At 60.4% G+C, this 23,556-nt stretch carries 27 protein-coding genes; 9 read left to right on the top strand and 18 right to left on the bottom strand.

Annotated elements, in window-relative coordinates; translation table 11 throughout:
• Window positions 1–16: 16 nt before the first annotated feature.
• From NXC24_RS05865 to NXC24_RS05830, 8 genes are all read right to left on the bottom strand, one after another.
• Window positions 17–2,005 (bottom strand): heme lyase CcmF/NrfE family subunit, encoded by a 1,989-nt coding sequence (locus NXC24_RS05865; RefSeq protein ID WP_104822451.1) that lies wholly within the window; start codon window positions 2,003–2,005, stop codon window positions 17–19.
• Entirely contained in the window at window positions 2,002–2,451 is a 450-nt protein-coding gene (ccmE, locus tag NXC24_RS05860; RefSeq protein WP_104822450.1) for a cytochrome c maturation protein CcmE, read from the bottom strand. Before ccmE ends, NXC24_RS05865 begins: the two co-directional genes overlap by 4 nt.
• A complete protein-coding gene (gene ccmI / locus NXC24_RS05855; RefSeq protein WP_104822449.1) occupies window positions 2,448–3,599 on the bottom strand; it encodes a c-type cytochrome biogenesis protein CcmI in 1,152 nt (383 codons plus the stop codon). Before ccmI ends, ccmE begins: the two co-directional genes overlap by 4 nt.
• Window positions 3,600–3,694: 95 nt before the next feature.
• A complete protein-coding gene (locus tag NXC24_RS05850; protein ID WP_104822448.1) occupies window positions 3,695–4,129 on the bottom strand; it encodes a hypothetical protein in 435 nt (144 codons plus the stop codon).
• A 91-nt stretch (window positions 4,130–4,220) separates the two neighbouring features.
• On the bottom strand, window positions 4,221–5,618 hold the full coding sequence (locus tag NXC24_RS05845) for a HAMP domain-containing sensor histidine kinase (RefSeq protein WP_104822447.1): 1,398 nt from the start codon (window positions 5,616–5,618) through the stop codon (window positions 4,221–4,223).
• The gene (locus tag NXC24_RS05840; RefSeq protein WP_104822446.1) at window positions 5,608–6,279 is read right to left on the bottom strand and encodes a response regulator transcription factor; all 672 of its coding nucleotides are present in this window, start codon (window positions 6,277–6,279) and stop codon (window positions 5,608–5,610) included. Before NXC24_RS05840 ends, NXC24_RS05845 begins: the two co-directional genes overlap by 11 nt.
• Before the next feature lie 137 nt (window positions 6,280–6,416).
• Window positions 6,417–6,665 carry a hypothetical protein gene (locus NXC24_RS05835; protein WP_104822445.1) on the bottom strand — a complete coding sequence of 83 codons (249 nt, stop codon included), beginning with the start codon at window positions 6,663–6,665 and terminating at the stop codon, window positions 6,417–6,419.
• A 599-nt stretch (window positions 6,666–7,264) separates the two neighbouring features.
• The gene (locus NXC24_RS05830; RefSeq protein WP_104822444.1) at window positions 7,265–7,573 is read right to left on the bottom strand and encodes a Dabb family protein; all 309 of its coding nucleotides are present in this window, start codon (window positions 7,571–7,573) and stop codon (window positions 7,265–7,267) included.
• Window positions 7,574–7,732: 159 nt separating this feature from the next.
• Here NXC24_RS05830 and NXC24_RS05825 point away from each other — a divergent pair, with 159 nt between their 5' ends.
• Window positions 7,733–8,062, top strand: a complete 330-nt coding sequence (locus NXC24_RS05825; RefSeq protein WP_104825030.1) for an MmcQ/YjbR family DNA-binding protein — start codon at window positions 7,733–7,735, stop codon at window positions 8,060–8,062.
• Here NXC24_RS05825 and NXC24_RS05820 read toward each other — a convergent pair.
• Entirely contained in the window at window positions 8,040–8,525 is a 486-nt protein-coding gene (locus NXC24_RS05820; protein ID WP_104822443.1) for a YcgN family cysteine cluster protein, read from the bottom strand. The genes NXC24_RS05825 and NXC24_RS05820 overlap by 23 nt on opposite strands.
• A 164-nt stretch (window positions 8,526–8,689) precedes the next feature.
• Here NXC24_RS05820 and NXC24_RS05815 point away from each other — a divergent pair, with 164 nt between their 5' ends.
• The 3 genes from NXC24_RS05815 (at window position 8,690) to NXC24_RS05805 (ending at window position 12,175) form a co-directional block, all read left to right on the top strand.
• Window positions 8,690–10,885: a transglycosylase domain-containing protein gene (locus tag NXC24_RS05815; RefSeq protein WP_104822442.1), complete on the top strand. Its 2,196-nt coding sequence runs from the start codon at window positions 8,690–8,692 to the stop codon at window positions 10,883–10,885.
• Window positions 10,886–11,046: 161 nt separating this feature from the next.
• Window positions 11,047–11,634, top strand: a complete 588-nt coding sequence (locus tag NXC24_RS05810; protein WP_104822441.1) for a DUF1214 domain-containing protein — start codon at window positions 11,047–11,049, stop codon at window positions 11,632–11,634.
• Complete coding sequence (locus tag NXC24_RS05805; RefSeq protein ID WP_104822440.1) at window positions 11,627–12,175, top strand: DUF1254 domain-containing protein; 549 nt, start codon at window positions 11,627–11,629, stop codon at window positions 12,173–12,175. The genes NXC24_RS05810 and NXC24_RS05805 overlap by 8 nt, the downstream gene beginning before the upstream one ends.
• A gap of 137 nt (window positions 12,176–12,312) precedes the next feature.
• Here the strand turns inward: NXC24_RS05805 and NXC24_RS35430 are convergent, their stop codons facing one another.
• Window positions 12,313–12,480 carry a hypothetical protein gene (locus NXC24_RS35430; protein ID WP_166656783.1) on the bottom strand — a complete coding sequence of 56 codons (168 nt, stop codon included), beginning with the start codon at window positions 12,478–12,480 and terminating at the stop codon, window positions 12,313–12,315.
• 537 nt (window positions 12,481–13,017) lie between these two features.
• Between NXC24_RS35430 and NXC24_RS05800 the strand changes: the two genes are divergently transcribed.
• The 3 genes from NXC24_RS05800 (at window position 13,018) to NXC24_RS05790 (ending at window position 15,286) form a co-directional block, all read left to right on the top strand.
• Window positions 13,018–13,224 (top strand): hypothetical protein, encoded by a 207-nt coding sequence (locus NXC24_RS05800; protein ID WP_104822439.1) that lies wholly within the window; start codon window positions 13,018–13,020, stop codon window positions 13,222–13,224.
• Between the two features lie 422 nt (window positions 13,225–13,646).
• The gene (locus NXC24_RS05795; RefSeq protein ID WP_199773528.1) at window positions 13,647–14,678 is read left to right on the top strand and encodes a DUF2336 domain-containing protein; all 1,032 of its coding nucleotides are present in this window, start codon (window positions 13,647–13,649) and stop codon (window positions 14,676–14,678) included.
• A 41-nt stretch (window positions 14,679–14,719) separates the two neighbouring features.
• Window positions 14,720–15,286, top strand: a complete 567-nt coding sequence (locus tag NXC24_RS05790) for a GFA family protein (protein WP_348632711.1) — start codon at window positions 14,720–14,722, stop codon at window positions 15,284–15,286.
• A gap of 22 nt (window positions 15,287–15,308) precedes the next feature.
• Here the strand turns inward: NXC24_RS05790 and NXC24_RS05785 are convergent, their stop codons facing one another.
• The 3 genes from NXC24_RS05785 to NXC24_RS05775 are packed head-to-tail and all read right to left on the bottom strand — an operon-like array spanning window position 15,309 to window position 18,276.
• A complete protein-coding gene (locus NXC24_RS05785; RefSeq protein WP_104822436.1) occupies window positions 15,309–15,665 on the bottom strand; it encodes a DUF1491 family protein in 357 nt (118 codons plus the stop codon).
• Between the two features lie 48 nt (window positions 15,666–15,713).
• Window positions 15,714–16,751 (bottom strand): peptidoglycan-binding domain-containing protein, encoded by a 1,038-nt coding sequence (locus NXC24_RS05780; RefSeq protein WP_104822435.1) that lies wholly within the window; start codon window positions 16,749–16,751, stop codon window positions 15,714–15,716.
• Entirely contained in the window at window positions 16,723–18,276 is a 1,554-nt protein-coding gene (locus NXC24_RS05775; protein ID WP_104822434.1) for an ATP-binding protein, read from the bottom strand. Before NXC24_RS05775 ends, NXC24_RS05780 begins: the two co-directional genes overlap by 29 nt.
• A 451-nt stretch (window positions 18,277–18,727) precedes the next feature.
• Between NXC24_RS05775 and NXC24_RS05770 the strand changes: the two genes are divergently transcribed.
• Window positions 18,728–19,204: a DUF5330 domain-containing protein gene (locus NXC24_RS05770; protein ID WP_104825029.1), complete on the top strand. Its 477-nt coding sequence runs from the start codon at window positions 18,728–18,730 to the stop codon at window positions 19,202–19,204.
• Between the two features lie 133 nt (window positions 19,205–19,337).
• Window positions 19,338–19,760, top strand: a complete 423-nt coding sequence (locus NXC24_RS05765; RefSeq protein WP_104822433.1) for a SufE family protein — start codon at window positions 19,338–19,340, stop codon at window positions 19,758–19,760.
• Between the two features lie 75 nt (window positions 19,761–19,835).
• Here NXC24_RS05765 and NXC24_RS05760 read toward each other — a convergent pair whose 3' ends face one another.
• The 5 genes from NXC24_RS05760 to NXC24_RS05740 all read right to left on the bottom strand — a co-directional run bounded on the left by NXC24_RS05760 (window position 19,836) and on the right by NXC24_RS05740 (window position 23,555).
• Window positions 19,836–20,267, bottom strand: a complete 432-nt coding sequence (locus NXC24_RS05760; RefSeq protein ID WP_104822432.1) for a MucR family transcriptional regulator — start codon at window positions 20,265–20,267, stop codon at window positions 19,836–19,838.
• Between the two features lie 525 nt (window positions 20,268–20,792).
• Window positions 20,793–21,155 (bottom strand): monovalent cation/H(+) antiporter subunit G, encoded by a 363-nt coding sequence (mnhG, locus tag NXC24_RS05755; protein WP_104822431.1) that lies wholly within the window; start codon window positions 21,153–21,155, stop codon window positions 20,793–20,795.
• Window positions 21,155–21,523, bottom strand: a complete 369-nt coding sequence (locus NXC24_RS05750) for a cation:proton antiporter (protein WP_104822430.1) — start codon at window positions 21,521–21,523, stop codon at window positions 21,155–21,157. The genes mnhG and NXC24_RS05750 overlap by 1 nt, the downstream gene beginning before the upstream one ends.
• Window positions 21,520–21,993, bottom strand: a complete 474-nt coding sequence (locus NXC24_RS05745) for a Na+/H+ antiporter subunit E (protein ID WP_104822429.1) — start codon at window positions 21,991–21,993, stop codon at window positions 21,520–21,522. The genes NXC24_RS05750 and NXC24_RS05745 overlap by 4 nt, the downstream gene beginning before the upstream one ends.
• Window positions 21,990–23,555: a Na+/H+ antiporter subunit D gene (locus NXC24_RS05740; protein ID WP_104822428.1), complete on the bottom strand. Its 1,566-nt coding sequence runs from the start codon at window positions 23,553–23,555 to the stop codon at window positions 21,990–21,992. Before NXC24_RS05740 ends, NXC24_RS05745 begins: the two co-directional genes overlap by 4 nt.
• Between the last annotated feature and the right edge of the window lies 1 nt (window position 23,556).

Below are 23,556 nucleotides of genomic sequence, written 5' to 3'. Positions count from 1 at the left end.
ATTAGCCGCACGCGCCTCATTCCGCCGGCTCCATCGCCGGACGGACCGGCTTTGCCTTGCGGCTCGGCGCGCCGACGCGCAGGCGGCGGTCGCTTAGGGAAACGAAGCCGCCGAGCGCCATGACGATGGCGCCGCCCCAGATGCAGATGATGAAGGGCTTCCACCAGATGCGCACGACCATGCCACCATCATTGGTCGGATCACCGAGCGAGACATAAAGCTGGCTGAGGCCAAGCGTCAGAATGCCGGCCTCGGTCGTGGCGGTGCGGCCGGCGGTGAAAAGTCGTTTGGAGGACGAGATGTTGGCGACGGCGACGCCGCCGCGGCTGACCGTAAACCGGGCGCGATCCTCGGTGTAGTTCGGGCCGACGCCGGGCTGGATGCCTTCGAAGTGCAGCGTATAGCCGCCAAGCTCGGCCGCGCCGCCCGGCTTCATCTCGGTGATGTTTTCGGACTGGAATGTCGTCACCGCGACGATGCCAAGCACGGTGATGCCGAGCCCGGCATGAGCGAGCGCCGTTCCGAAAGCCGAACGCGGCAAACCGACCAAACGCCGCCACGCGATATTCCCCGCCATCTTGCCGATACCGGCGCGGTACCAGAGATCAGCCACTGCGCCGAAAACCAGAAAAAAACCGGCGGCCAGGCCGAAAACGGCAAGCACCGGTCCGCCATGGCGGACGTAGAACAGGGCGAGACCCGCGATCAGGGCAAGGCCTGCGGCGACATAGAGCCGCTGCAGCACGCCGAGCAGATCACCGCGTTTCCAGGCAAGCAGCGGCCCGAAAGGAACCGCGATCAGGATCGGCGTCATCAGCAGGCCGAAGGTCATGTTGAAGAAGGGCGGGCCGACTGAAATCTTGTCGCCTGTGAGCGTTTCCAGCGCCAGCGGATAAAGCGTACCCGTCAGCACCGTGCCGCAGGCAACCGTCAGAATGAGGTTGTTCAACACCAGCGACCCCTCGCGCGAGATCGGCGCGAACAGGCCGCCGGCGGCAAGCTTCGGGGCGCGCAGGGCGAAAAGCGACAACGCCCCGCCGATGAAGATCAAAAGGATGCACAGAATGAAGATGCCGCGCGTCGGATCGCTGGCGAAGGAATGCACCGAGGTCAGCACGCCGGAGCGCACCAGGAAGGTGCCGAGCAGCGACAGCGAGAATGTCAGGATCGCCAGGAGTATCGTCCAGATCTTCAGCGCATCGCGCTTCTCCATGACGAGCGCGGAATGCAGGAGCGCGGTGCCGGCGAGCCAGGGCATGAAGGAGGCGTTCTCCACCGGGTCCCAGAACCACCAGCCGCCCCAGCCAAGCTCGTAATAGGCCCAATAGGAGCCCATGGCGATGCCGAGCGTCAGAAAGGTCCAGGCAGCCAGCGTCCAGGGGCGAACCCAGCGCGCCCATGCGGCGTCGATGCGGCCTTCGAGCAGAGCGGCGACGGCGAAGGAGAAACAGACGGAGAAGCCGACATAGCCAAGATAAAGCAGCGGCGGATGAACGGCCAGGCCGATATCCTGCAGCACCGGATTGAGGTCCTTGCCCTCAGCCGGGGCCGGATTGATACGGAGAAACGGGTTGGAGGTCAAAAGGATGAAGATCAAAAAGGCGGCCGAGATCCAGGACTGCACGGCAAGCACATTGGCGCGCAGCGTGTCCGGCAGGTTGCGCCCGAACAGCGCCACCAGGGCGCTGAACAGTGCCAGGATCAGCAACCAGAGCATCATCGATCCTTCGTGATTGCCCCAGACGCCGGAGATCTTGAAGATCAGCGGCATCAGCGAATGGGAATTTTCCCAGACGTTCAGCACCGAAAAATCGGAGGCGACATAGGCATAAGTCAAAACGCCGAAGGAAAAGGCGACCAGTGCGAACAAGACGACGGCGCCGACCGGCGCAATGTCCATCATCGACAAGTCGCCTCGCCGTGCGCCGATGACCGGGATGATCGAGAGGATGATCGCGGTCGCAAGCGCCAACACCAGCGCATAGTGTCCGAGCTCAATGATCATTGGCTGGCTTCCTCGCCCTTCCAGACGCCGTCCGCCTTCAGCTTGTCGGCGACTTCTTTCGGCATATAGCGCTCATCATGCTTGGCAAGCACGCTGTCGGCAACGAAGATGTCGCTGCCCGGCTCGAACCTGCCTTCCGTGACCACACCCTGCCCTTCGCGGAAGAGATCCGGCAGGATACCATTATATTTGACCTTGATCGCATCCGTACCGTCAGTGACGGAAAACTGCACCTGCGTTCCGTCGCCGCGCACCACGCTGCCCTGGCCGACGAGACCGCCGAGGCGGATCAGCGTACCGGCGTTGACCGGATTCTTGGCGAGGTCGGCCGGCATATAGAAATAGGCGACCGACTGGCTGAAGGCGAAGAGAACGAGCAGCACTGCGGCGGCGATGAAGCCCATGCCGCCGGCAATGACAGCCAGACGTTTCTGCTTGCGGGTCATTGCTGCGTCACCTCCGTCGGCAGTCCGAGCTCCTTCGCCAATGCCAGAAGCTGCTTGCCTTCGCCGCCGTCGGCCGGGAAAGTCTTCAGGCTCCGCTTCAGCGCATCCACCGCGCGGTCCGTGTCCTTCAGCACGGCATAGGAGCGGATCAGCCGCATCCAGCCTTCGAAATTCCTGGGATCATCCTTGAGCTTGGCGTCGAGGCTCTCGACCATGCCGCGGATCATCTGCTGACGGTCGCCGCTGTTCATCGCATCTGCGGCGGCAACCTGCTCGCTGGTCGGATTTCCGGGCGCATTGGCATTTGCCGAATCTGCCGTGGCGGTATCGGCCGCGCCGCCGTTCTTGACGATATGATCGTTGACGGCAGCCATCCAGGGCGCATCGGGGGGCGATTGCTTCGCCAGCGCCTCGAAGGCCGTCTTTGCTTGCTCCGCCTTGCCATCCTGCTCCAGCGCCAAAGCGAGATAGAAGAGCGCTCGGGGATTGTCGGCATCAAGCGCAAGGGATTGCTGCAACGAGCTGCGCGCCTCCGCCGTCACGATGCCATCGGCCTTCATGATCAGAACTTCGCCCAGATTGCCAAGCCGCTCGGCATTGGGACCGAGCAGACGGATGACATTGCGATAGGCGAGTTCCGCGTCGCCGATGCGGCCGGTCTTGAGGTAGATCGGCGCGAGCACTTCCCAACCCTTGCCGTCATCCGGTTGCTGCGCCAGATGCTGCTCGACCTTGACGATCGAGATGGCGAGATCGTTGCCGGGATGTTCGAGGCGCGCTTGCAGCGGCTGCGACGGCAGGCCGGGATTGCCCTTCACAAGATAGAGACAGAGACAGACGACCGGCAGCAGGACGATGATGAAGGCCTGGGAAAGGTAATGGCCGCGGGCTGGCACCTTCGCGGCACTCGGTCCGGCGCCTGAAACGGCAAGTAGACGGCGGCCGATTTCAGCGCGGGCATAGCCGGCCTCTTCCTGCGAAATCAGGCCGCCCGCAAGATCGCGGTCCAGCTCGCGAAGTTGATCGCGATAGACGGCAGCCTCGCCGGCACGACCGTCATCAGCCACCTTTGCTCCACGCAAAAGGGGGGAGAGCAGGATGGCACCGACAACAGCCGTCAGAACGGCCACGAGAATCCAGAACAGCATAGACGCCCAATACTTTAACAGGCCGCTTATTCCAACCGTCAAAGCCGCATTGACGAAGATTTGAGGCGTTTAGCCGCGATTTTCAGGCGGGGGATCTAATTCAGCGGCGTCCACGTACCGTCGTCGTTGCGGCAGGCAGCTCCTCTCGCCTGGGTCGGCTTGTCGTCGACCGTGATCGTATGGGTGTATTGGCGGCAATTTTGCGAGCCGACCTGATAGGGAGCGGCGGCCACGACCTCGCCACGGACGTTCTTGCCCGTCCAGGCGACAGGCTGACCGAGCGGCGCGGTTTCCAGCGCCCGATATTCCGCTTCCAGCGCCCGTTGCTTGTCATTGTCGCTGAGCTTGATGCCCGTGCGGCCGACGATGCCGCCCTCCAAGGCCGAGATATAGCGCGCCGAGGAGGCTGGTTTAGCGGAGGAAGATAGAAAGCCCGTCACGCCGCCTTTGCCGCTCGTGGTCGAGCAGCCGGAAAGGGCGATAAGGGCAAGAAGGGACGGGGCAATCAGAAAAAAAGTGCGAAGCTTCATACAACCGAACCAGTATCAACGAGCAAAACTAGAGGTACTGCGATGCGGCATCACTATGGCGCACCGCGTCTTTCTGGCATCATGCCGCGCGTCACGCAACATCCTTTGTTACCCCCGGTAGAATTAGGCTGGCGCGAAGTCCGCCCCAGGAACCACGGGACAGCTCGAACCGCCCCTGATATTCGTTGGTGATCTCGCTGACGATCGACAGGCCGAGACCGGTGCCGGGCTTGCTTTCATCCAGCCGGCGGCCACGCTTCATCGCCTCGCGGATCTGATCCGGCTCCAGGCCCGGCCCATCGTCCTCGACCACCAGCTCTACCCAGTGCCGTCGCGCCGGATCGATGCCCTTTACCTCGGCTGGCGCTTCGTTGGCGGCGACGCGCACCTTGCGTTCGGCAAAACGCGCGGCATTTTCCAGGAGATTGCCGACCGTCTCCTCCAGATCCTGCTGCTCCATGGCAAGCGACAGGTGCGGCGAAACGGAAAGCTCGAATTCCTTATCGGCATTGAGCCGCCGCATGACGCGCACCAGCCGCTCCAGCGCCGGCTCCGCGTCGGTGCGGGCCAGCACGGATTCGCGCTGGGCGGCGATGCGGGCACGGTTGAGGTAGGATTGCACCTGCCCCTGCATGACCTCGGCCTGGTTCTTGACGAGATCGCCGTGCGAGCGTTCCAGCACGCGGGACTCGTTCAACAAAACCGCGATCGGCGTCTTCAGCGAATGGGCGAGGTTGCCGACCTGCATGCGCGCTCGCTCCACAATGCGGCGGTTGCTGTCGATGAGGGCATTGACCTCGTTGGCGAGCGGCAGGATCTCACGCGGGAAATCCCCATGCAATCGCTCGCTCTCGCCGGCGCGGATGCGCTCCAGCGCCCCGCGCGCCTTATCGAGCGGCATCAGGCCATAGAGAATGGCGAGAGCGTTGACGACGAGACTGCCGACGCCGAAGCCGACGAGTGCGAAATAGAGGCTATGGGAAAAATTGCGGACATCGTCCTCCACCACCGCGACATTGCCGGTGACGCGAAAGCGCGCGGCGCGTCCGTCGGTATCGAGCACGACTTCGGTCTCGGCAACCTGTACCTGGTTTCCAAAGGCGTCGGTGACGATGTAGTAGCGCTCATAATTCTTATCGAAAGGCGCTTCCAGAACCGAGAGAACGGGCAAGCTCGACGCGCCGAGGGAGGGCGAAACCAATGGCGTCGCCGTATAGGTGCCGAGCGGTTCGACCATCCAGTACCAGCCTGTCTTCGGCTGAGCGAAACGCAGGTCGCCGAGCTGCGGGCTGCCCGACAACGCCCCTTGGTCACCGATCGTCACGGAGTTGATGACGTTATAGAGCTGCGCTCTCAGCAGGTCCTGAAAACCGCGTTCGGCGCTCTTGCGATAGATATTGGAAATGACGAGGCCGATCACCACCAGCGCCACGGCGGACCAGAGTGTGGTCAACAGCAGAACGCGGGCGGTGAGTGACTTAATTCGCATTGGTCGGCGCTTGGATACGATAGCCGAGACCCCGCACTGTTTCGATCAGGTCGACACCCATCTTCTTGCGCAGACGGCCGACGAAAACTTCGATCGTATTGGAATCGCGGTCGAAATCCTGGTCGTACATATGCTCGACCAGCTCCGTGCGCGAGACAACTTCGCCCTTGTGATGCATGAGATAGGCAAGCAGCCTGTACTCGTGCGAGGTGAGCTTCAGCGGCTTGCCGTCGACCGTGGCCTTCGAGCTCTTGGTGTCGAGGCGCACCGGGCCGCAGATGATTTCCGATGACGAATGGCCAGCGGCGCGACGGATCAGCGCCCGGATTCGGGCCAGTACCTCTTCTACGTGAAAAGGCTTGGCGACATAATCGTCGGCGCCCGCATCGATGCCGGCGACCTTGTCGCTCCAGCGATCGCGAGCCGTCAGGATCAATACGGGCGTCCCCCGCCCCGCACCGCGCCACTTCTCCAGTACCGTGATCCCGTCCATTTCCGGCAGGCCGATATCGAGGATGATGGCGTCGTAGGGCTCGGTCTCACCCAGGAAATGCCCCTCCTCGCCGTCGAAGGCGGTATCGACCACATAGCCCGCCTCTTTCAAGGCTTCGGCAAGCTGCCGATTCAAGTTGATATCATCTTCGACTATAAGAATGCGCATCTTCCGACCCAATTTCCCTGGTTTGAGAAATAGTACTGCAAATGAGGCTCGCGTGGAATCACTCGGCCATTAAAGATTTTGCGTGAGATTCAAAGCGTTAGAGAGTCCTTTGCGCGGCGGCGTGAAAGTGTTTCCACCTACATCGGCACCTTCATGGTTACCTTGCGCGGCCGCTGGCCATTACCCTGGACGAGAACGGTGATGACACAGCTATCGCCTGACGGCTGTGCGGAAAGGAGCTGTCCCCCCGTCTTTGCAACCACCTCGGCGGCCGCCTCGCTGCAGTCGCTGTTCGCACGCGCCACCAGGGTCGGCGTCGGCGTCGGCAGAACAGCCGAGCCGGCCATGATGGCGGCCGCTGCTGCTATGCTCAGAAATGATGCCATGCTCCAGACTTCCCACGGGGACATTAACTTGAGCAAATATTTACCCAAACGCGTCTGAATGGCAAATGAATGGGGCGTAATTTTCCACGCGCAGAACGTGCGGTCGGACGTCCCATCCCATCTAAGATCTTGCGCTAATTCGACCCGACAGTGGCGATATCAACGATGGGAAGGCGGCGGCCCGCCAAACGTTCCAAATCTCAGCCGCCGACCCCCTATCGATGACGCACACGGCAAATTGCGCGTGCAGCATATCGGCATCGCAATTGCTCACGGCACCGGTTTCCGCCGTAAACCGCAAAAGTCAGTCATTTTTAATCTATCTTGATTATCATCAACGCATAAGCACGCCCGTGATCGGGGGTGCCTAATCGGCCGATACGACCGGCCTTCAAGTGTTTTACCCACGTAAAACACTTGGGTTTCCTTGAGTCTTTTGAATCGCTTCGCGCCATGTTTTCGAGCATTGCTTCCAAGGCGTGAGAAGTTGAGTCAAAAGCTTCGCGCGATGCATGCGAATGCGGCGAACTTGATTCCGCGAGGCTATCCAGGCTTTTGAAAAGATTGGCGAATAGCTGTCCCTTCAGCGAAGGACCATACTAGACCGGCTTCCGCACCGCCGTCGTGCTCTCATAGTCCGCCGCGATCCGCATTTCGCGCAACGGGCGGACGCGTTCGATGGAAAGCTGATAGTTCGGATGCGCCTTGTAGGCTGCCAAAGCCGCTTCGTCGTCGAATTCGCCATAGACCACAAGATCGACATCGGTGCCGAGCTGGTCGGTCTTCACGTTCGTTCCGATCTCCAGCAGGCGCGCATGCGGAATAGCCGTCAGGATCGACAGGCCGGACCGTACGGCTTCAAGATTGGCGCGATCGGGAACGGTGAAGAAGACGATATGACGGATCACGCGGAGGCTCCCTATGCATTTGCGAAGGCACCGCGCGATATCATGCGTATTCGGTTATTTCAACGAGGAGCGGCCTCGGTGGGGCGGCCCTTTCGTCGCACGAGGCAGAGAAAAGCGGACGGCTGCGGTGCACTCGGCTTCCATGCTAATCTTCCGCTCATGACCGACGACGACCTCATTTCCTTTGCGCATGGCCTACCGGAAACGGTGGAGAGCTCGCATTTTGGGAATCGGGATTTTCGCGTTCGCGGGAAAATTTATCTGACGCTTCCGCACCCTGAATTCTGTGTTGTCAAGCTGACGCCCGATCAGCAGCAGATGGTGCTGGCAACCGTCTCGGAACACGTCCTCGCCGTGCCGGGCGCCTGGGGGCTCAAGGGCTGGACGCGGCTTTTCCATCATGTCCTGGATGACGACACGATACACGCGCTCGTGCGGCAGGCATGGCGCAATGTGGCGCCGAAATCTATGGCCTTGCCGGAGGACTAGCCTCCATGTCGTCTTCCACCGTCAACGGCCAATCGACGATGTAGTCTTCGAAATCGTCGAGATCGACATCGCTTTCGCTGACCGTGCGACCGCGGGCGGAGACGCCGGCTATGTGAACCGTTTCCGGATCGCCCGATATCAGCGGATGCCACCAGTAGAGGTCGCGCCCCTCGTTGACGAGGCGATAGGCACAGGTAGGCGGCAACCATTCCAGCTCCGGAACTTTCTCCGGCGTCAGTTGCACGCAATCAGGCACGAAATCCCAGCGGTTCGGGTAGCTGGTGCAGCGACAGCTTTCGCCGTCCATCAACTTGCAGCGGATCGAGGTGAAATAGACGTCGCCCGTATCCCACTCCTCGATCTTGTTGAGACAACAGAGGCCGCAGCCGTCACACAGGCTTTCCCATTCGGGTGTGCTCATCTCCGTCAGCGTCTTGCTCTTCCAAAAAGGTATGTCGTCCATCGTCGTCTTCCTCGCCGCTCGCGAGGGAAATGCGGGCTGCGGCATGCATGTCTCTTGTTCTTTTCCCTAAATCAACCAATTATTCAATTCACCGGTCTATGAGAGGTAGGCTTTGCGTGCCCCAAGGGAATACGCACTGAGGCATTGTGGTCGGGAAGTAGAGCGTGGAAGACCCATCCAACCCAGAAAACGGGCCTGAGACCAAGCCCGATGCACAGCCGGAGGGCCAAGCGGAGCAGCGGCCACGCCGGAAGCGGCATTTTTTCCTGCGTATCGATTCATGGATCGACTCTACCCTGTGGAATGCCGGATTCCGCCTCGCCGAACTCTGGGAAGATGTTACCATTTTCTTCCGCCGTTTTCGCGCCCGCGGCTGGAAACGCATCCTGTTCGAACTGCTTGGCGAAGGGCTGACGCTCGGCACCGCCGGTTCCATCGTCATGCTGATGCTCGCCATGCCGGCCTTCGAAGCCACGCAAGGAGACTGGCGCAACCGCGGCAACTTCGCCGTCACCTTCCTCGATCGTTACGGCAGCGTCATCGGTCATCGCGGCATCATTCATGAGAATTCCGTGCCGGTGGACCAGTTGCCGGACTATTTCATCAAGGCGGTATTGGCGACGGAGGATCGTCGCTTCTTCGACCATTTCGGCATTGATGTCTTCGGCCTGTTCCGGGCGCTGACCGTCAATGCGCAGGCTGGCGGCGTCGTCCAAGGTGGCTCGACGCTGACGCAACAGCTTGCCAAGAATATCTTCCTCAGTAACGAGCGCTCGATAGACCGCAAGATCAAGGAAGCCTTCCTGGCGATCTGGCTGGAGGCCAATCTTTCCAAGAAGGAGATCTTGAGCCTCTATCTCGATCGCACCTATATGGGCGGCGGAACCTTCGGTGCTGCCGCGGCGGCGCAGTTCTATTTCGGCAAGAGCATCAGCGACGTCAACCTGGCCGAGGCGGCGATGCTTGCGGGTCTATTCAAGGCGCCGGCGAAATATGCGCCGCATGTGAACTTGCCGGCAGCGCGCGCCCGCGCCAACGATGTCCTCACCAACCTCGTGCAAAGCGGTCTAATGACCGAAGGGCAAGTCATTGCCGCCAGGCGCAATCCCGCCTCGGTCGTCGATCGCGCCCAGATCGAATCACCGGATTTCTTCCTCGATTGGGCCTTCGACGAGGTGCAGCGACTGGCTGTCCACTTCCCCGAGCGTTCGCTGATCGTCCGCACGACGATCGACATGGGCCTGCAGAAGGCAGCGGAGGATTCCATCGAGTCCAGCCTGATGGAATATGGCGAACGCTATCACGCCTCGCAGGGTGCGAGCGTCATGATCGAAAACGGCGGGGCGGTACGCGCCATGGTGGGCGGCCGGGATTACGGCGAAAGCCAGTTCAACCGCGCCACCAAAGCCCTGCGTCAGCCAGGCTCGTCCTTTAAGATCTACACTTATTCCGTTGCCATGGAGAACGGCATGACGCCGACGTCGACCATCGTCGACGCGCCGATCAGTTGGGGCAATTGGAGCCCGCACAATTATGAAAACCGCTATGAAGGCAAGGTGACACTGACGCAGGCGATCGCGCAGTCCATCAACACCATTCCAGTTCGTCTCGCCAAGGAGAAATTCGGCATCCAGCCGATCCGCGACATGGCCAAGGCCTTGGGTGTGGAGACGCCGATCCGCAACGACAAGACCATTCCGATCGGCACGTCGGAAGTGACCGTACTCGACCAGGCGACGGCCTATTCGGTTTTCCCGGCGGACGGCATGCAGTCACGCCGGCACGGCATTGCGCAAATCATGGGCTATGACGGCAAGGTGCTCTACGATTTCGCGCGTGACGAGCCGCCGGCCAAACGCGTGCTTTCCGAAAAAGCCAATTCCTACATGAACCAGATGCTGACCCAGATCCCGATCATCGGCACCGGGCGCAAGGCAGCGCTCGACCACGGCATCCTCGTCGGCGGCAAGACGGGTACGACGCAGGCCTATCGCGATGCCTGGTTCATCGGCTTCACCGGCAACTACACCTGCGCCGTCTGGTTCGGCAACGACGACTACACCTCGACCAACAACATGACGGGCGGCACGCTGCCGGCCATGACCTTCAAGAAGATCATGGACTATGCCCACCAGGGCATCGTGCTGAAGCCAATCCCCGGCATCGACAATCCCTTCCCGGTGCAAAAGCCGCAGACCGTGGCTGCCAAGAAAGCCCAGGCGCCCGATGACAACGCCCTGCCCCCGCTCGTTCGGCCGCGCTCGCTGTCGGTGGATTCCACGAAAATCCTGCGCGATATCGGCGAGAAGCTGAAGGCGGCAGCGCCACTCGCCGCACAGAAAATGGCAGCGGCGGAGTAAAATCAGGCTGCCCGCGGCTTCATGCTTGCCAACCCCGAACCGACCTGTTGCCGCCGCTTCTTTTGGTGAGGCAAGATCGGCAAGCAGCTGCCCGCACTTCCCCCACCCCTTCGAATCAGGGATAAATCAGGCCTCTAGTTGGTCACGAGGACGATCTTAGAGTGTTCCGGGTTCCCCTTCTTGTTGCGCTTTCGCTGATAATCGCCTTTGGCGGGGGGATTCTATTCACGCTTTTTGCGCTGGATGCGACCTCCGGTTTCGGCGCAATCAAGCTCGGCACCTGGCAGGCATTTCCGGAAATGCACACGGTCGACGCCGATCCTTACGCGAAATCGCATCGCGCCCGTGCGGGACGATTGCTCTATGGCACGGCGGAGGGGCTGACGTTCACCGCCTCCGATGACGATACCGGCGCGCGGCTGACGGCGGGCTGCAGCTATCGCATCAGCGGCCAGACGCCGCCGGCGCGGCTATGGACGCTGTTCATCGCGGGCAATGACGGCGAGCCGCTTGGCGGATCTCCTGGCCGGCCGTCTGCGCTCAATTCCTGGATTATACTGCGCAATCCGGATTCGAGCTTCACCATTACCGTTTCGCCGGACGCACAGGCGGGCAATTGGCTGGCGCTGCCCGCTTCCGGCAACTTCCGCCTGGTGTGGACGCTGCTGGATTCGCCTGCGGCAGGCAATTCCGGCCTTATCGATCTGTCCATGCCGAAGCTCGAGAAAATCAGGTGCGGTCATGTTTAGGGTCGTCTTCGCCATTCTGACTGGCCTGCTTGGCGCCACGCTCCTGCATGTCATCATCATCCTCTCCCTGCCGCATTTTTCCGATCGCGACGCCTATACCCGTGTCGAGGGTGAGGGCGATGAAAACCACTTCTATACGCTGGACGACAAGGATGACGATTCAGGGCTTTCCAATAGCGACCCCTACATTCGTACGGCCGTTTGTGCCTTCGACATCGGAACTCAGCCAATCCGGCTGACGGCCAAGGGAAAGGTGCCGTTCTGGTCGCTGTCCGTTTATGACGCCGCATCGAACGAGGTCTTCAGCATGAGCGACCGCACTTCGGTCGGCGGCGTGCTGGATTTGCTGCTTGCCTCGCCGATCCAGCTCACGGGGATCCGCAAGGCATTGCCGCCGTCGCTCGCACAATCGATCCTGGTCGAAGCGCCGCGCGCGCAGGGCTATGTCGTGCTGCGCACAATGGCGCCACAAGCAAGCTTTGACGCCGCCGCACGGAACTTCCTCTCGGAAGCCGGCTGCGACGTGTTTGATGGACGGTAAGATCTAATCGCGAAGCTGGATGCCGTTTCAGTTAAGAACCGGCGAGTGGATTGCATCCGTATCGTGGCTCACGGGCCACGATATCGAAGTCGCCCCGAAGGGGTCGTGCCGGCGCATCTCGCCGGCATAGTGCCGAACTACTTGCCCTTCGCCCGCTTTGGTCCCGTTCCGGGACGATGGGAGCTGACGTCGAGGCGCTCGTAGCGGACGCCGGTGAACAGAAGAATCTTCGCCTCCACCGGCTCCTTCTGAGCCCGCAGCGGCAACCGCGATCTTCGATCCAAAAGGGATATGATCTCTGCCATTCTCGTCTCCATTTACGGCCCGAGACGGATGAACTTGCGATTAATTTCATCCTGCCCGCTATTCCCAAGCGGGCTGGCGCTCCCCAAAATCTTCGCCGCCTCCTGCGGCTCTGACAACAGGGCATTCACGCCATTCTCACGGCATTCCCCAGACACCGTGACATGGACGCCCAACTGTGGCGGCCATGCGAATAATCATGCGACTAAACTCTGCAAATCGCCGTTATCACCCGAATTGAGACATACTGTAGTTAACAGAATGCTAATCATTGCCGCGGCTTGCTTTGGCACTCCCTCGGCTTTCGCGGCGCCGTGATCTTCTAACGCTGGGAGGGCGGATTTGGTTTCATATGCGATGTAAAAATCTCTAGAATCATTTGAGCAGTAAAATATTGTGAAATCATGCTCTTAGGTAAAAAATATCTTTTATTCGCGGTAGCCGGTCAGATGCGAGCGTTGCAGAAAAGTGTCATGCAAATATTATTTGCGGCAACGAAAATTTGACGTATTGTAAAGGGGGCAACCTGAGGGCGGGCAATGTCAGCGACGACCAATTCGTTCTTCTCCCCGGAGGACATTATCGTGCTGCGCGGCGCGTTGGATAAATGGTGCCTGGAGAAGCGGATAGATATCAAAAGCGCCGAGGCCCAGTTCGCGGCAACGGCGGCGCTCGGCCTGTTTCAATCCGGCTATAATACCTCCGAAAGACTACTGGCCGCCTTGCGGGAGCATAAGACGCTCTGAGCCCTTGATGCTGCGAGCTTCTCCCGGGCAACTTTCCCAAGCGGGCAGGTTAATCCCCGAAACCCTTATAAGTTGAACACGCTAGTCAGTGCGTCACGGCGAGATAGCTTTCGTAAAGGTTGAGCGCCCGCTGACGCAGCCGATCAGGCCAAAATTCGACTTCCATCCCCACGCAAGCTTAACGCGCAATTTTTATTTGGATTTTAATAAAGTTTTCACGAACCATTAACCCTGCGCCCCTTACTCTTCCGAAAAAGCCAGATCAGGACGACCGTGTCCACGCCCGTTTCGATAGCCATCGCCGATAGCGCCCGCAAAAACCAAAGCGCGATCCGGCTCGGCCAGAGAAAAACACAGCGGCGCGCAGGTTTGCCGATCCGGCTCCCGTCTTTTTTGTTTTGCGTATCAGTATGGGTGTTGGCGTGCGTGACCGGTTTCGAGACCTCGAAGAGCCTGCGACAGTCCGCAAGAAAGATGTGGTCCTGATGGCGACGGTGACCAGTTTCGAAGGTTTGAATCATCCATCGAAATCGGAGCTTCGCCAGTTTGCCGAGCTCTTTACTCCCCTCTTCCAGGCCTCATCCGACGAAGCGAAACGCCAGGCCGTCGCCGCACTCTCCCAATGCCCAACCGTGCCGCCGGCCGTCTCCCTTTTCATCGGCTGTCAGCCGATCGCCATCGCCGCCCCTTTTCTGGCGAGTTCGCAAGCGATCGACGACGATACGCTGATCACCATCGCCCGCACGCAGGGCGCCGCGCATGCGAAAGCGATCGTCCGCCGACCCTCACTATCGCCGAAAGTCATCGACGCCCTTGTCAGCCTGCATCAGGCCGAGCCGGAACGCGGCATGACAATATCGGCGACCCCGCCGGCCGCTCCTGCTCCGGCCTTAGTGCCGGAACCGAGCGCTGCGGGCATTGAGGCCGAGCGCCTTGCCCGTGAGGAAGCCCTGCGGCAGAAGATCAAGCAGGTCGCCCGCCATCTCGGCCGTGACGATAGGGATCGTCTGGGCCTGCGCAGCCTTTCCGATGTGCAGGAAGCATTGCTGGTGCGTTTCGCCCGCGAGCGCGAGGCGCAGCAATTTGCCGCCACGCTTGCCGACGCACTTTCCTCGAGCCGTTGGCTTGCCGAGCGCATCATGATCGACACGTCCGGCCAGCAACTGGCAGTGACGCTGACGAGCCTCGGCATGGGCTTTGCCGACGCCGTCTATGCGCTGGAGCGCTTCTATCCGCATCTGGCCGAACAGCATGGCAGCGTCAGCCGCGCCTGGCTGGTGCTCGACAGCATCGATGCAGAGGAAAGTCAGGCCCGTGTAGAAGCTTGGCGCCGCGCCGACCGGTACACTTATCTGCCGCCCGAACAGAAGCCTGCGGTCCGCCCGGGCACGCCGCTTTTCGGCCCTAAGGCGAGTCCGATCCGCGAATTGCGTGTCGTCAGCCGCTCGCGTTGATTTAGCCCGTAAGTTCTTCGCGTGTCGCCTCCAGCTATTGCATGGTAGGATCGCGGGCCTGCCGACCTCCACACGCGGACAGCGACATGAACCATGATGCGACTGCCCATCCGTTGACCGGTGGCTGCCAATGCGGCGCCATTCGCTTTGCCTGCGACCTGCCTCCTCAAAACGTGCATGTGTGCCATTGCCGAATGTGCCAGAAAGCGGTCGGCGGGCCGTTTGCGGTCATCTGCCCTGTCATGAAGAGCGCGTTTCGAGTGACGCGGGGCGCGTTTTCCTGGTTTCAGAGTTCTGCCCTGGCGCGACGCGGTTTTTGCAAGGATTGCGGCACGCCGATGATTTTTGAATATCCGAAGTTCGAAGACATAGGCATTCTTGCGGGAACCTTCGACCAGCCCGATCAGGTGCCGCCGGTTGTTCAATACGGCAATGAAAGCAGGGTTTCCTGGTATGGCAGCCTGCATGAGCTCCCGGGAAATCATCCGACCTATGCGGTTGATCCGAACGGATACCTGCCCCGCATCATCGCGTCGAACCGGCAGCACCCCGACCATGACACCAGCCGGTGGCCACCGGAAGTAGACTCAGAAGACTGCCTGCCCTGATGCCGATAGAGCTATTTCTCTGTCACAGAGGATTGCTGCGTTGCTCGACCAACGGCACGATATCGGCAATATCGTCGGTCTCCAGCTCGATGATCCAGAGATCGGGGTCGAATTTCAGCTCACGATCAAGCGTCTGCCTGACATCTTCGGGTTCCCTGCGATCCAAACGGATTTCGAACAGGCGCGTCCCGCTTTCCTCTTCATCGAAGAAGCTTTGCGGAGCTGGAGCATAAAGCGTTTCCAGTCCATCGCGAAAACGCTGGCGGATGAAGATCGCTCCCGCCTCCTCCGCCCCCTTATGTTCCACAGCGGCAAAATCGCCGCGGGCAAAAAGACGGCGGGTCAGGGCGGATACGAAGATGTCGCTGCGCAATCTCATGGCTGAGCTATACCGGCCGGTTGGGCGCGAAGCAATCAAGGGGGAAGATTAAAGCGCGCCGATGTCCTGCAGTTTCTTCAAGACCGCCATGTCGGGCTCGCCGGTTTCCGGCAGCCGGTAGTGCTTCTGAAACCGGCGGATGGCGGCCTTGGTCTGTTCGCCGGCTACGCCGTCGACGCTGACATTGGTATAGGCGATGTTGCTCAGGCCCTTCTGGATCTGCATCACCATGTTGACGGTGTTGACGACGTCGCTTGGCCCGCTCCGGGGGGCGGCGCTCGTCTTGATATCCTTCTCCGCGCTCTGAATGGCGGCGGCGATGGGATCGATGGTGGAAGCGTTGGCCGAGACATTGATGGGCCGCTCCGACGGGACGGCCGCAACGCTCGTCTTGGAGCTGGCGTGGGTGCCGGGATCATTGGCCTTCAGCGCGGCCAGCAGTTCCGGAGTTGCGACCCCAGTCTGCGCCAGGCCGGACGCTTCCTGGAAGAACAGGATAGCGGCTGTCGTGCGCGAGCCGATGACACCGTCTGCGGTGCCGTCATAGAGGCCGCGGTGGATCAGTTCGCTCTGCACGTCGGCAACCAGCTTCGATGGTGTCGTGGTCGCCGCTGCCGGCGTTTGCGTCGCCGGCAGGCTGGCGGTCCGAACCTGTGGGGAAGGTGCTGCGGCATTCGCCATTGTGTCCTGCCGCTCGATGCGGAACGTGGTGACGTTGCCGGTATCGGTCTGCTGCGCATGCAGGAAGGGCTTGCGGCCGGGGATCTGATAGGGAGAGTTGGGATCCCGCGTGCGCAGCAGTGGCGACGGGTGTGCGCCCGACTGATACCAGAGCGCATTGGCCGTCACGAAACCAAAGACCGCGAAGAAGATTGCGACTCCGGCGGCGGCGGCCGGATGCCGGCCGACAACGCCGCCGCATAAAGCGGCCAAGGCACCGACGCCACGCACACCGAGGCCGCCCAGCGCGCCGGCACCGCGCAGGCCGAGGCTGCCGACGGCAACCGCCCCCCGGGAAGCAAAGCCGGGCTGCTTTCGCCTGGCCCTGCCCTTTCCCTTAGGCGATTTTCGCTTTTGCGGGGCCATTCACCTCTTCCTCTTTTCGCTTCTCGTTCATCTCCAGACTATGTTTCAGACGTGGCGGAAAATCGACCGTGCGACCGACATCCACAGCCGGCTGCACCGCTACAGCGCCGGAACCGTCAAACGGGATAAGGATCGTGATGACCGTGCCCTCACCTGGCGCACTGGCAATGGCGAAGCTGCCACCATGCAGCGCCACCAGGCCCTTGACCAGCGACAGGCCCAGCCCGGTGCCGGCATAGCGGCGGGTATAATCATTCTGGATCTGCACGAAAGGCTGGCCCAGCGAAGCGAGACGCTCGCTGGCGATGCCGATGCCGGTGTCGCTTACCGACAACTTCAGCATTCCGTCGGTCATGGCCGCATCGATGGTGACGGCGCCGCCCGCATCGGTGAACTTGATGGCATTGCCGACGAGATTGATGAGTATCTGCTGGATGGCGCGCTGGTCGGCGACGATATCGCCGAGGCCCCGCTGCACCCGGCTCGTCAATGTCAGCCCCTTCTCCTTGGCCTGCAGAGCCAGCATGGCCTCGCAAGCACCGATGGAGGCTTCGATGGGGAAAGGCTCGAGCAGAAGTTCGTAGCGGCCCGCCTCGATCTTGCTCATGTCGAGCATGGTGTTGACGACGGAGAGCAGATGCGCGCCGGACTGGCGGATCAGGCCGACATATTCGCGCTGGCGGTTGTTCTCGAGCTTGCCGAAATATTCGCCGCTGAGGATATCGGAAAAGCCGAGGATGGCGTTGAGCGGCGTGCGCAGCTCGTGGCTGACCGCGGCGAGGAAGCGCGACTTGGCGTCATTGGCGGATTCCGCCTCCGCCGCCTTGCGTGCGGCCTGGTCGCGAAGCTGCTGATCGTAGGAAATATCACGCGACTGGCTGACGATCCCGGTCAACCGGCCCTCGCCGTCGCGTCGCGCAGTCATTTCCATGCGGATATAGACGAACTGGTCGTTGCCCTCGACAACGGCCGAACGTTCCAGGCGCAAATCGACGCCGAGGGCTTCACGGCCCTGGCGAAGCCTGTCGACCGCCTGCAGAAAGAGGATGCGGTCGGAGACATGCACCTGTTCGACAAAGCCGCGACCGGAGGGGTCGCGCATCCAGTTCAGGAATTCGGCGCGATCGCGGCCGCCGACAGCGGTAACGCTGCCCTGCGGATCGAACAGGAGAACAAGACCGCTAGCCGCTTCCAGCATCAGATCGCGATGCTCGACGACGACGGCTTCGACCGGCCCGGAGGCGGGACGCTGGCGCGACAGAGCAATACTGCCGACGGCGGAAAACAGAAAACCGGCGCAGACGGTGGCAACGCCGACCGGGAGCGCCACGGCGGGACTGGTGATGAAGGAGAGCACTGTGGGAACGACGAAAAGAGCTGCAGAGGAGGCGAGCGCGAGCCGGCGCAGGATCGCCAGTTCCTGTTCACGGACTTCACCATTCCCGCTTGTCCGGGAGAGCCAGCTTCCGCCTGCCCGGTCCACGAGGGCTCCAGCCCTGCCAGCAATGTTACTCAATACGCGCACACCAAAACCCGCACAAACGGTCAGTTATTCAACCGCACAATAGGCCTTCGCGACTTAAGGAAAGAATAAAGAACGGGCGCGTGGATCGGTCGAAAAAGCTCGAAAATCTCGTTTTGGCGCACATGGCGAGACCTTTGGTTTTTGTGGTTAACAGCGGGTAAGCAGCGGATTTTATTTAGATTTCCGTCACACGTTAACCTTTGCGCCGACGTCGACGCCCGCAAGCCCCGGGATATCAGGCAGATCGGCCGAGACATACTTAACAGCAATCGCTACAATTCGACACAAATGAGCTTGAAATGCCAATTGCTACAATTTGAATCAAATTTGCCGAAAATGCATCCAAGTTTTGAAAAGGGGTGTTGTCCTCTGTCGGATAGGGTCTGAGCAACATCAGATAAACGACTTCGATCGGCGATAAGACCGAACGAAATAAAGGATGGGCAAGGCAATGTGGTTTCTCATTAGAGCGGGGTTCTGGTTTTCACTGGTTCTCATGTTCCTGCCGATCTTCGCCAAGCCTGACGGCGCTCCGCGGTCGGCCGACGAACCGAAGGTACAGGTTTCCGATGCGCTGTCGGCCGCGAGTGGCGTCATGCAATATGTCGGCGCCATGTGCGCGGAAAAACCCGATGTCTGCCAGAAAGGCGGCGAGACGCTGACCGCGCTCGGCTATCAGGCCCGTGACGGTGCCCGCGTCGCTTACGATCTTCTGGGTCAGCACTTCAAGGACGATAAGTCCGGCGAGCAGGCGGCCGCCAACCAGGCTGTGACTGCCCCCGTCGTCAACCGTGAGCTGGTCGCCGCCGAGGCACAGCCGATGCCCGCCAAGCGCCCGATCAACGTCGAGACGGCCGACGCGGTCGTTACCGGCACTGTCAAGCTGCCCTCTTATATTCCGGTGCCGCTGCCGAAGCCGCGAACCTGATCTCCGTTTCCATCGATGCCTCCCCCTTATGCGCCGTGAGCTTGCCATCGCTCGCGGCGTTCTTTTTTGTCATGGGTTCAAATCATCGACCTTTTCACCTATATCCAAGCAAGTGGATAATTGGACCGGCTTGATGGCGACGCTTGAACAGATCATAGAGGATTTCACCTTCCTGGACGACTGGGAGGACCGTTATCGCTATGTGATCGAGCTCGGCAAAGCGCTGCCGGATTTGCCGGAAGAGAAGCGGACGCTGGAAAACAAGGTGCAGGGCTGCGCCAGCCAGGTCTGGCTGGTAACGCACACAGCGGGCGATCTGGAAAATCCGGTCCTGACCTTCGAAGGTGATTCGGATGCGCATATCGTGCGCGGGCTGGTGGCGATCGTGCTCGCCACTTATTCCGGTAAACCGGCCTCCGAGATCGCCGCGCTCGATGCTCTCGACGTCTTCGGCAAGATCGGCCTGGTCGAACACCTTTCCTCGCAGCGCGCCAACGGATTGCGCTCGATGATCAAGCGTATCCGCGAAGAGGCGATAGTACGCGCCGCCGCATAGAATCTGCCACGCTGGTGAAACGACAAAACCCGGCTCGAAAGCCGGGTTTTTTGATGGTGTCGTCGATTTGGGAATTTAGCGGCTACCGCGCTTGCGGCGCTGGCCAAGGCCCATCTCCTTCGCGAGACGCGAACGAGCTTCGGCATAGGCGGGCGCAACCATCGGGTAGTCGGCCGCCAAATCCCACTTCTCACGATATTCTTCAGGCGAAAGACTGTGATGGGTCATCAGGTGGCGCTTCAACGACTTGAAGCTGCCGCCGCATTCCAGGCAGGTGATCTGATCGTCCTGTACCGATTTACGAACGGATACGGCCGGCTTCTGCTTTTCAACCACGGTAACGGCGGGGGCCGGAGCCGAGGTGTTGCTCAAGGCGGAATGTACGTCGGAAATCAGATTCGGAAGGTCGCTGACCGGGACTACATGATTGCTGACATACGCCGCCACGATGTCGGCGGTTAGCTCAACCAGCAAATCCTGGCCATTGCCAAGGGCCGTATCTGTCATTTTGTTCTCCTGTTCATCGGCTTGCCTACTGCGCTACGCCTCCAACGGAACACGTAAAACACAGCATTACTTTAGACGTTGCGCATAATCATTTCGATTTTCGAAATGTATGAGCTGGACATACCGCGAACGGCATTGCCCGTATTCGTAGCAGCAATCAGCAAAAAAACGGGGCATTTCATGCCAAATTGCCCGCAATACGAAATCCACCCCTAGACTTCGTGCAACGAAACCCGTTTTTATACCGCCTGACGATAGAATCAGTGATGACGGAGGTAGGTCCGTCAATCCTTAACCGGAAGAAAGTTTTGCCCGCCGTTGTTTGAAAGAAAGATCAAAGCATCGGGCACTTAAAGCCGGTTGAGACTAACTCAACATCAGAACTCTACTTGAATCTGGATTACCACTCTTTCTCCAAATGTCCAGTTTTTAATTCTATCATTTCTTTGCAAATTTCTCATCTATTAAAAATAGGTAACTAACGACGAGAATTTGTATTCACTTTTCTGGCAATCCAAGCGTTTGTTAGCTTTTCATTTTGTAAGAACGCCCCTCTACTCGGCCTTTCGAAAGATCATCGCGCACCGACGGTGGCATCAGCCGGTGGCCCGCCTTGTGAGCGGCACGGGCGAGAAGATGGGCAGAAATCGGCGCAGTCAAGATGAAGAACACGAAACCGGCCAGTGCCCGCGCCAATATCGGCAGATCCTGCGAGTGAAAACCGACTGCAAGTAGCAACAGGCCGGAACCAACCGTGCCAGCCTTCGAAGCGGCGTGCATACGGCTATAGAGATCCGGCAGGCGGACGATACCGATCGACGCGACCAGCGAAAACAATGCGCCCGCCAGGAGCAGGAAGGCGACAACGATGGCGGCGACCAATTCCATTACCGCTTTCCCTTCTTGCGACGGCCATTCTTGCGAACCGGCTTCCTCGCGGCCGCAATCGGCGCCAATGGTTGCCGTTCGGCTTGCGTCGATGCACTGTGGGTCAGGATGAACCGGGCAAAGGCGACGGTAGCGAGGAAGCCGACAAGTCCGAGAGAGATGGCGATGTCGATATAGAGTGTGAAGCCCGTCTTGATGGCGATGACGGCAATGAAGCCGATGGCGACGGCCACCAGCATATCGAGCGCCAGCACCCGATCGGGCAAAGTCGGACCGATTACCACGCGAAAGACGGTGAACAGGAAGGCCAGGCTGAGAATAACAAGCGACACCATGGCGGCGGCGGACACGATGGAAGCTGCGATCATCGGAAAGCCTCCATGATTCGGCGCTCGAAGCCATCGGCTATGCCGCGCTTCAACATTTCGGGGTCGGAGCAGTCGAGCGCATGCACATAGAGAGTCTTGCGGTCGTCGGAAACGTCGACGGAGAGCGTACCGGGCGTCAACGTGATGAGATTAGCGAGCAGGGTGATCTCGAAATCGCGGTCGACAGTCAGCGGAAAAGCGAAGATGCCGGGCTTCACATCCATTTTGGGGCTCATGACGGTTACCGCAACGGCCCATGCGGATTTGGCGAGTTCACGCAGGAACAGCAGCAACAGCGCCAGAATCCGCCTGAGGCGCTCGAGATAGAGGACGCCGCCATGGGATTCCCGAATCATTGCCAGGGCGAGTGCCGAGAGGACAAAACCAAGGACAAGATTGAGGAAGGAGGCGCTGCCGGTGATGGCGACCCAGACAATGGCGAGCAGCAGGTTGAAGACGAGCAGGATCATTGTGCGCCTCCAGCCCCCGCAAAGACGGAGTGCAGATAGGCGGAAGGATCTTCGAGACCGCCGGCGGCAAGCTGCGTCAGATGCAGCAACCGCTCGGGAAACAGACCAAACCCTATGACCAAGGCTGCGAGGGCGACCAGCGGCAAGCCGGCCTGCCAGGCGATCGGCTGCGGCACAGCAGCATCCTGCGCCGATCTTGGACGCCAATAGGCGAGGAGAAAGACGCGGCCGAAGACGATGGTGGTGAGAAAGCCCGTCAACAGGATCGCTGCCGCGATCCACCAGGCGCCCGCATCGAGCGCCGCCTTCACCAAGACGACCTTGGGCCAGAAGCCCGAAAATGGCGGCAGGCCGCAAGCGGCGAAAAACAGCACCAGTGACAGACCTGCGAACCAGCCGCTTTGCCGGTAAAGCCCGCCGAGGGTAGCAAGCGAAAAGCTGCCGCCGAGCCGGGCCGCTTGGCCTGCCAGCAGATAGAGCGCCGTCATCAGCACCATCGAATGCAGTGCATAGAAGATCGCCCCGCTGAGGCCGCTGGCGCTGCCAATCGCGACGCCGGCCAGCATCGTGCCGATGCCGGAAATGACGACATAGCCGAACAGGCGGCGGATATCGCTTTCGCCGAGCGCGCCGAGTACGCCGGTCAGCATCGTCGCAATGGCAATGACCGTGGTGACCGGGCCGAGCCCAGCGCGTTCGACCGGCAGCAGCATGACCAGCACCCTGATCAGCGCATAGATGCCGACCTTGGTGAGCAGGCCGGCGAAAAGCGCCGAGACGGTGATGCGTGGCGTATGATAGGACGCGGGCAGCCAGAAATTGACCGGGAAGGCCGCGGCCTTCATGCCGAAAGCGAGGAGAAAGAGGCCGGCGAGCGTCATCAGCGGCGCCTCGTTGCCGGGCGCCCTCGCCTTCATCGCGATATCGGCCATGTTGAGCGTGCCGAAGATGGCGTAGACATAGCCGACGGACACGAGAAACAGCGTGGTGGCGATGAGGTTCAGCACCGCATATTTCAAAGCGCCATCGATCTGCTCACGCTCCGAGCCGAGGATCAGCAGGCCGAAAGAGGAAATCAGCAGTACTTCGAACCAGACGTAGAGATTGAAGACGTCGCCGGTCAGAAATGCCCCGCTCACGCCCGCAAGCAGCAGCATGAGGAACGGAAAGAAGCCGTAGCGGCGGCCGCTGACCGTAATCTCGCCGAGCGCATAAAGGCTCGCTGCAAGCACCACGACCGCCGCCGCCAGCGCCATCACCGCGCCGAGAAGATCGACGCTGAAGGCAATGCCGAAAGGCGGCAGCCAGCGGCCCATGACCATGGTCACTGGCCCTTCGTTAGCGACCCTATAAAGCAGAGCCGCGTCGATCAGCACCAGCAGTACCAGGCCGGGAATGGCGATCCAGCCGTGCATGGCAGTGCGGTCGCGAAACATCATCAAAATCGCGCCGAGGCCAATACACAGGGCCACCGGCAGGATCACCAGCCAATGACCGGCCTGCACTGGCACCGACACCAGCGCAGCGGAAAAATCGACAGCGATGCTGGTCGGGGCCGCCATG

Origin of the sequence: Rhizobium sp. NXC24 (genome assembly GCF_002944315.1) — a bacterium.
Taxonomy (GTDB): domain Bacteria; phylum Pseudomonadota; class Alphaproteobacteria; order Rhizobiales; family Rhizobiaceae; genus Rhizobium.
The sequence above is the reverse complement of the archived record's forward strand: the minus strand, read 5'-3'. Positions and strand labels throughout refer to the sequence as shown.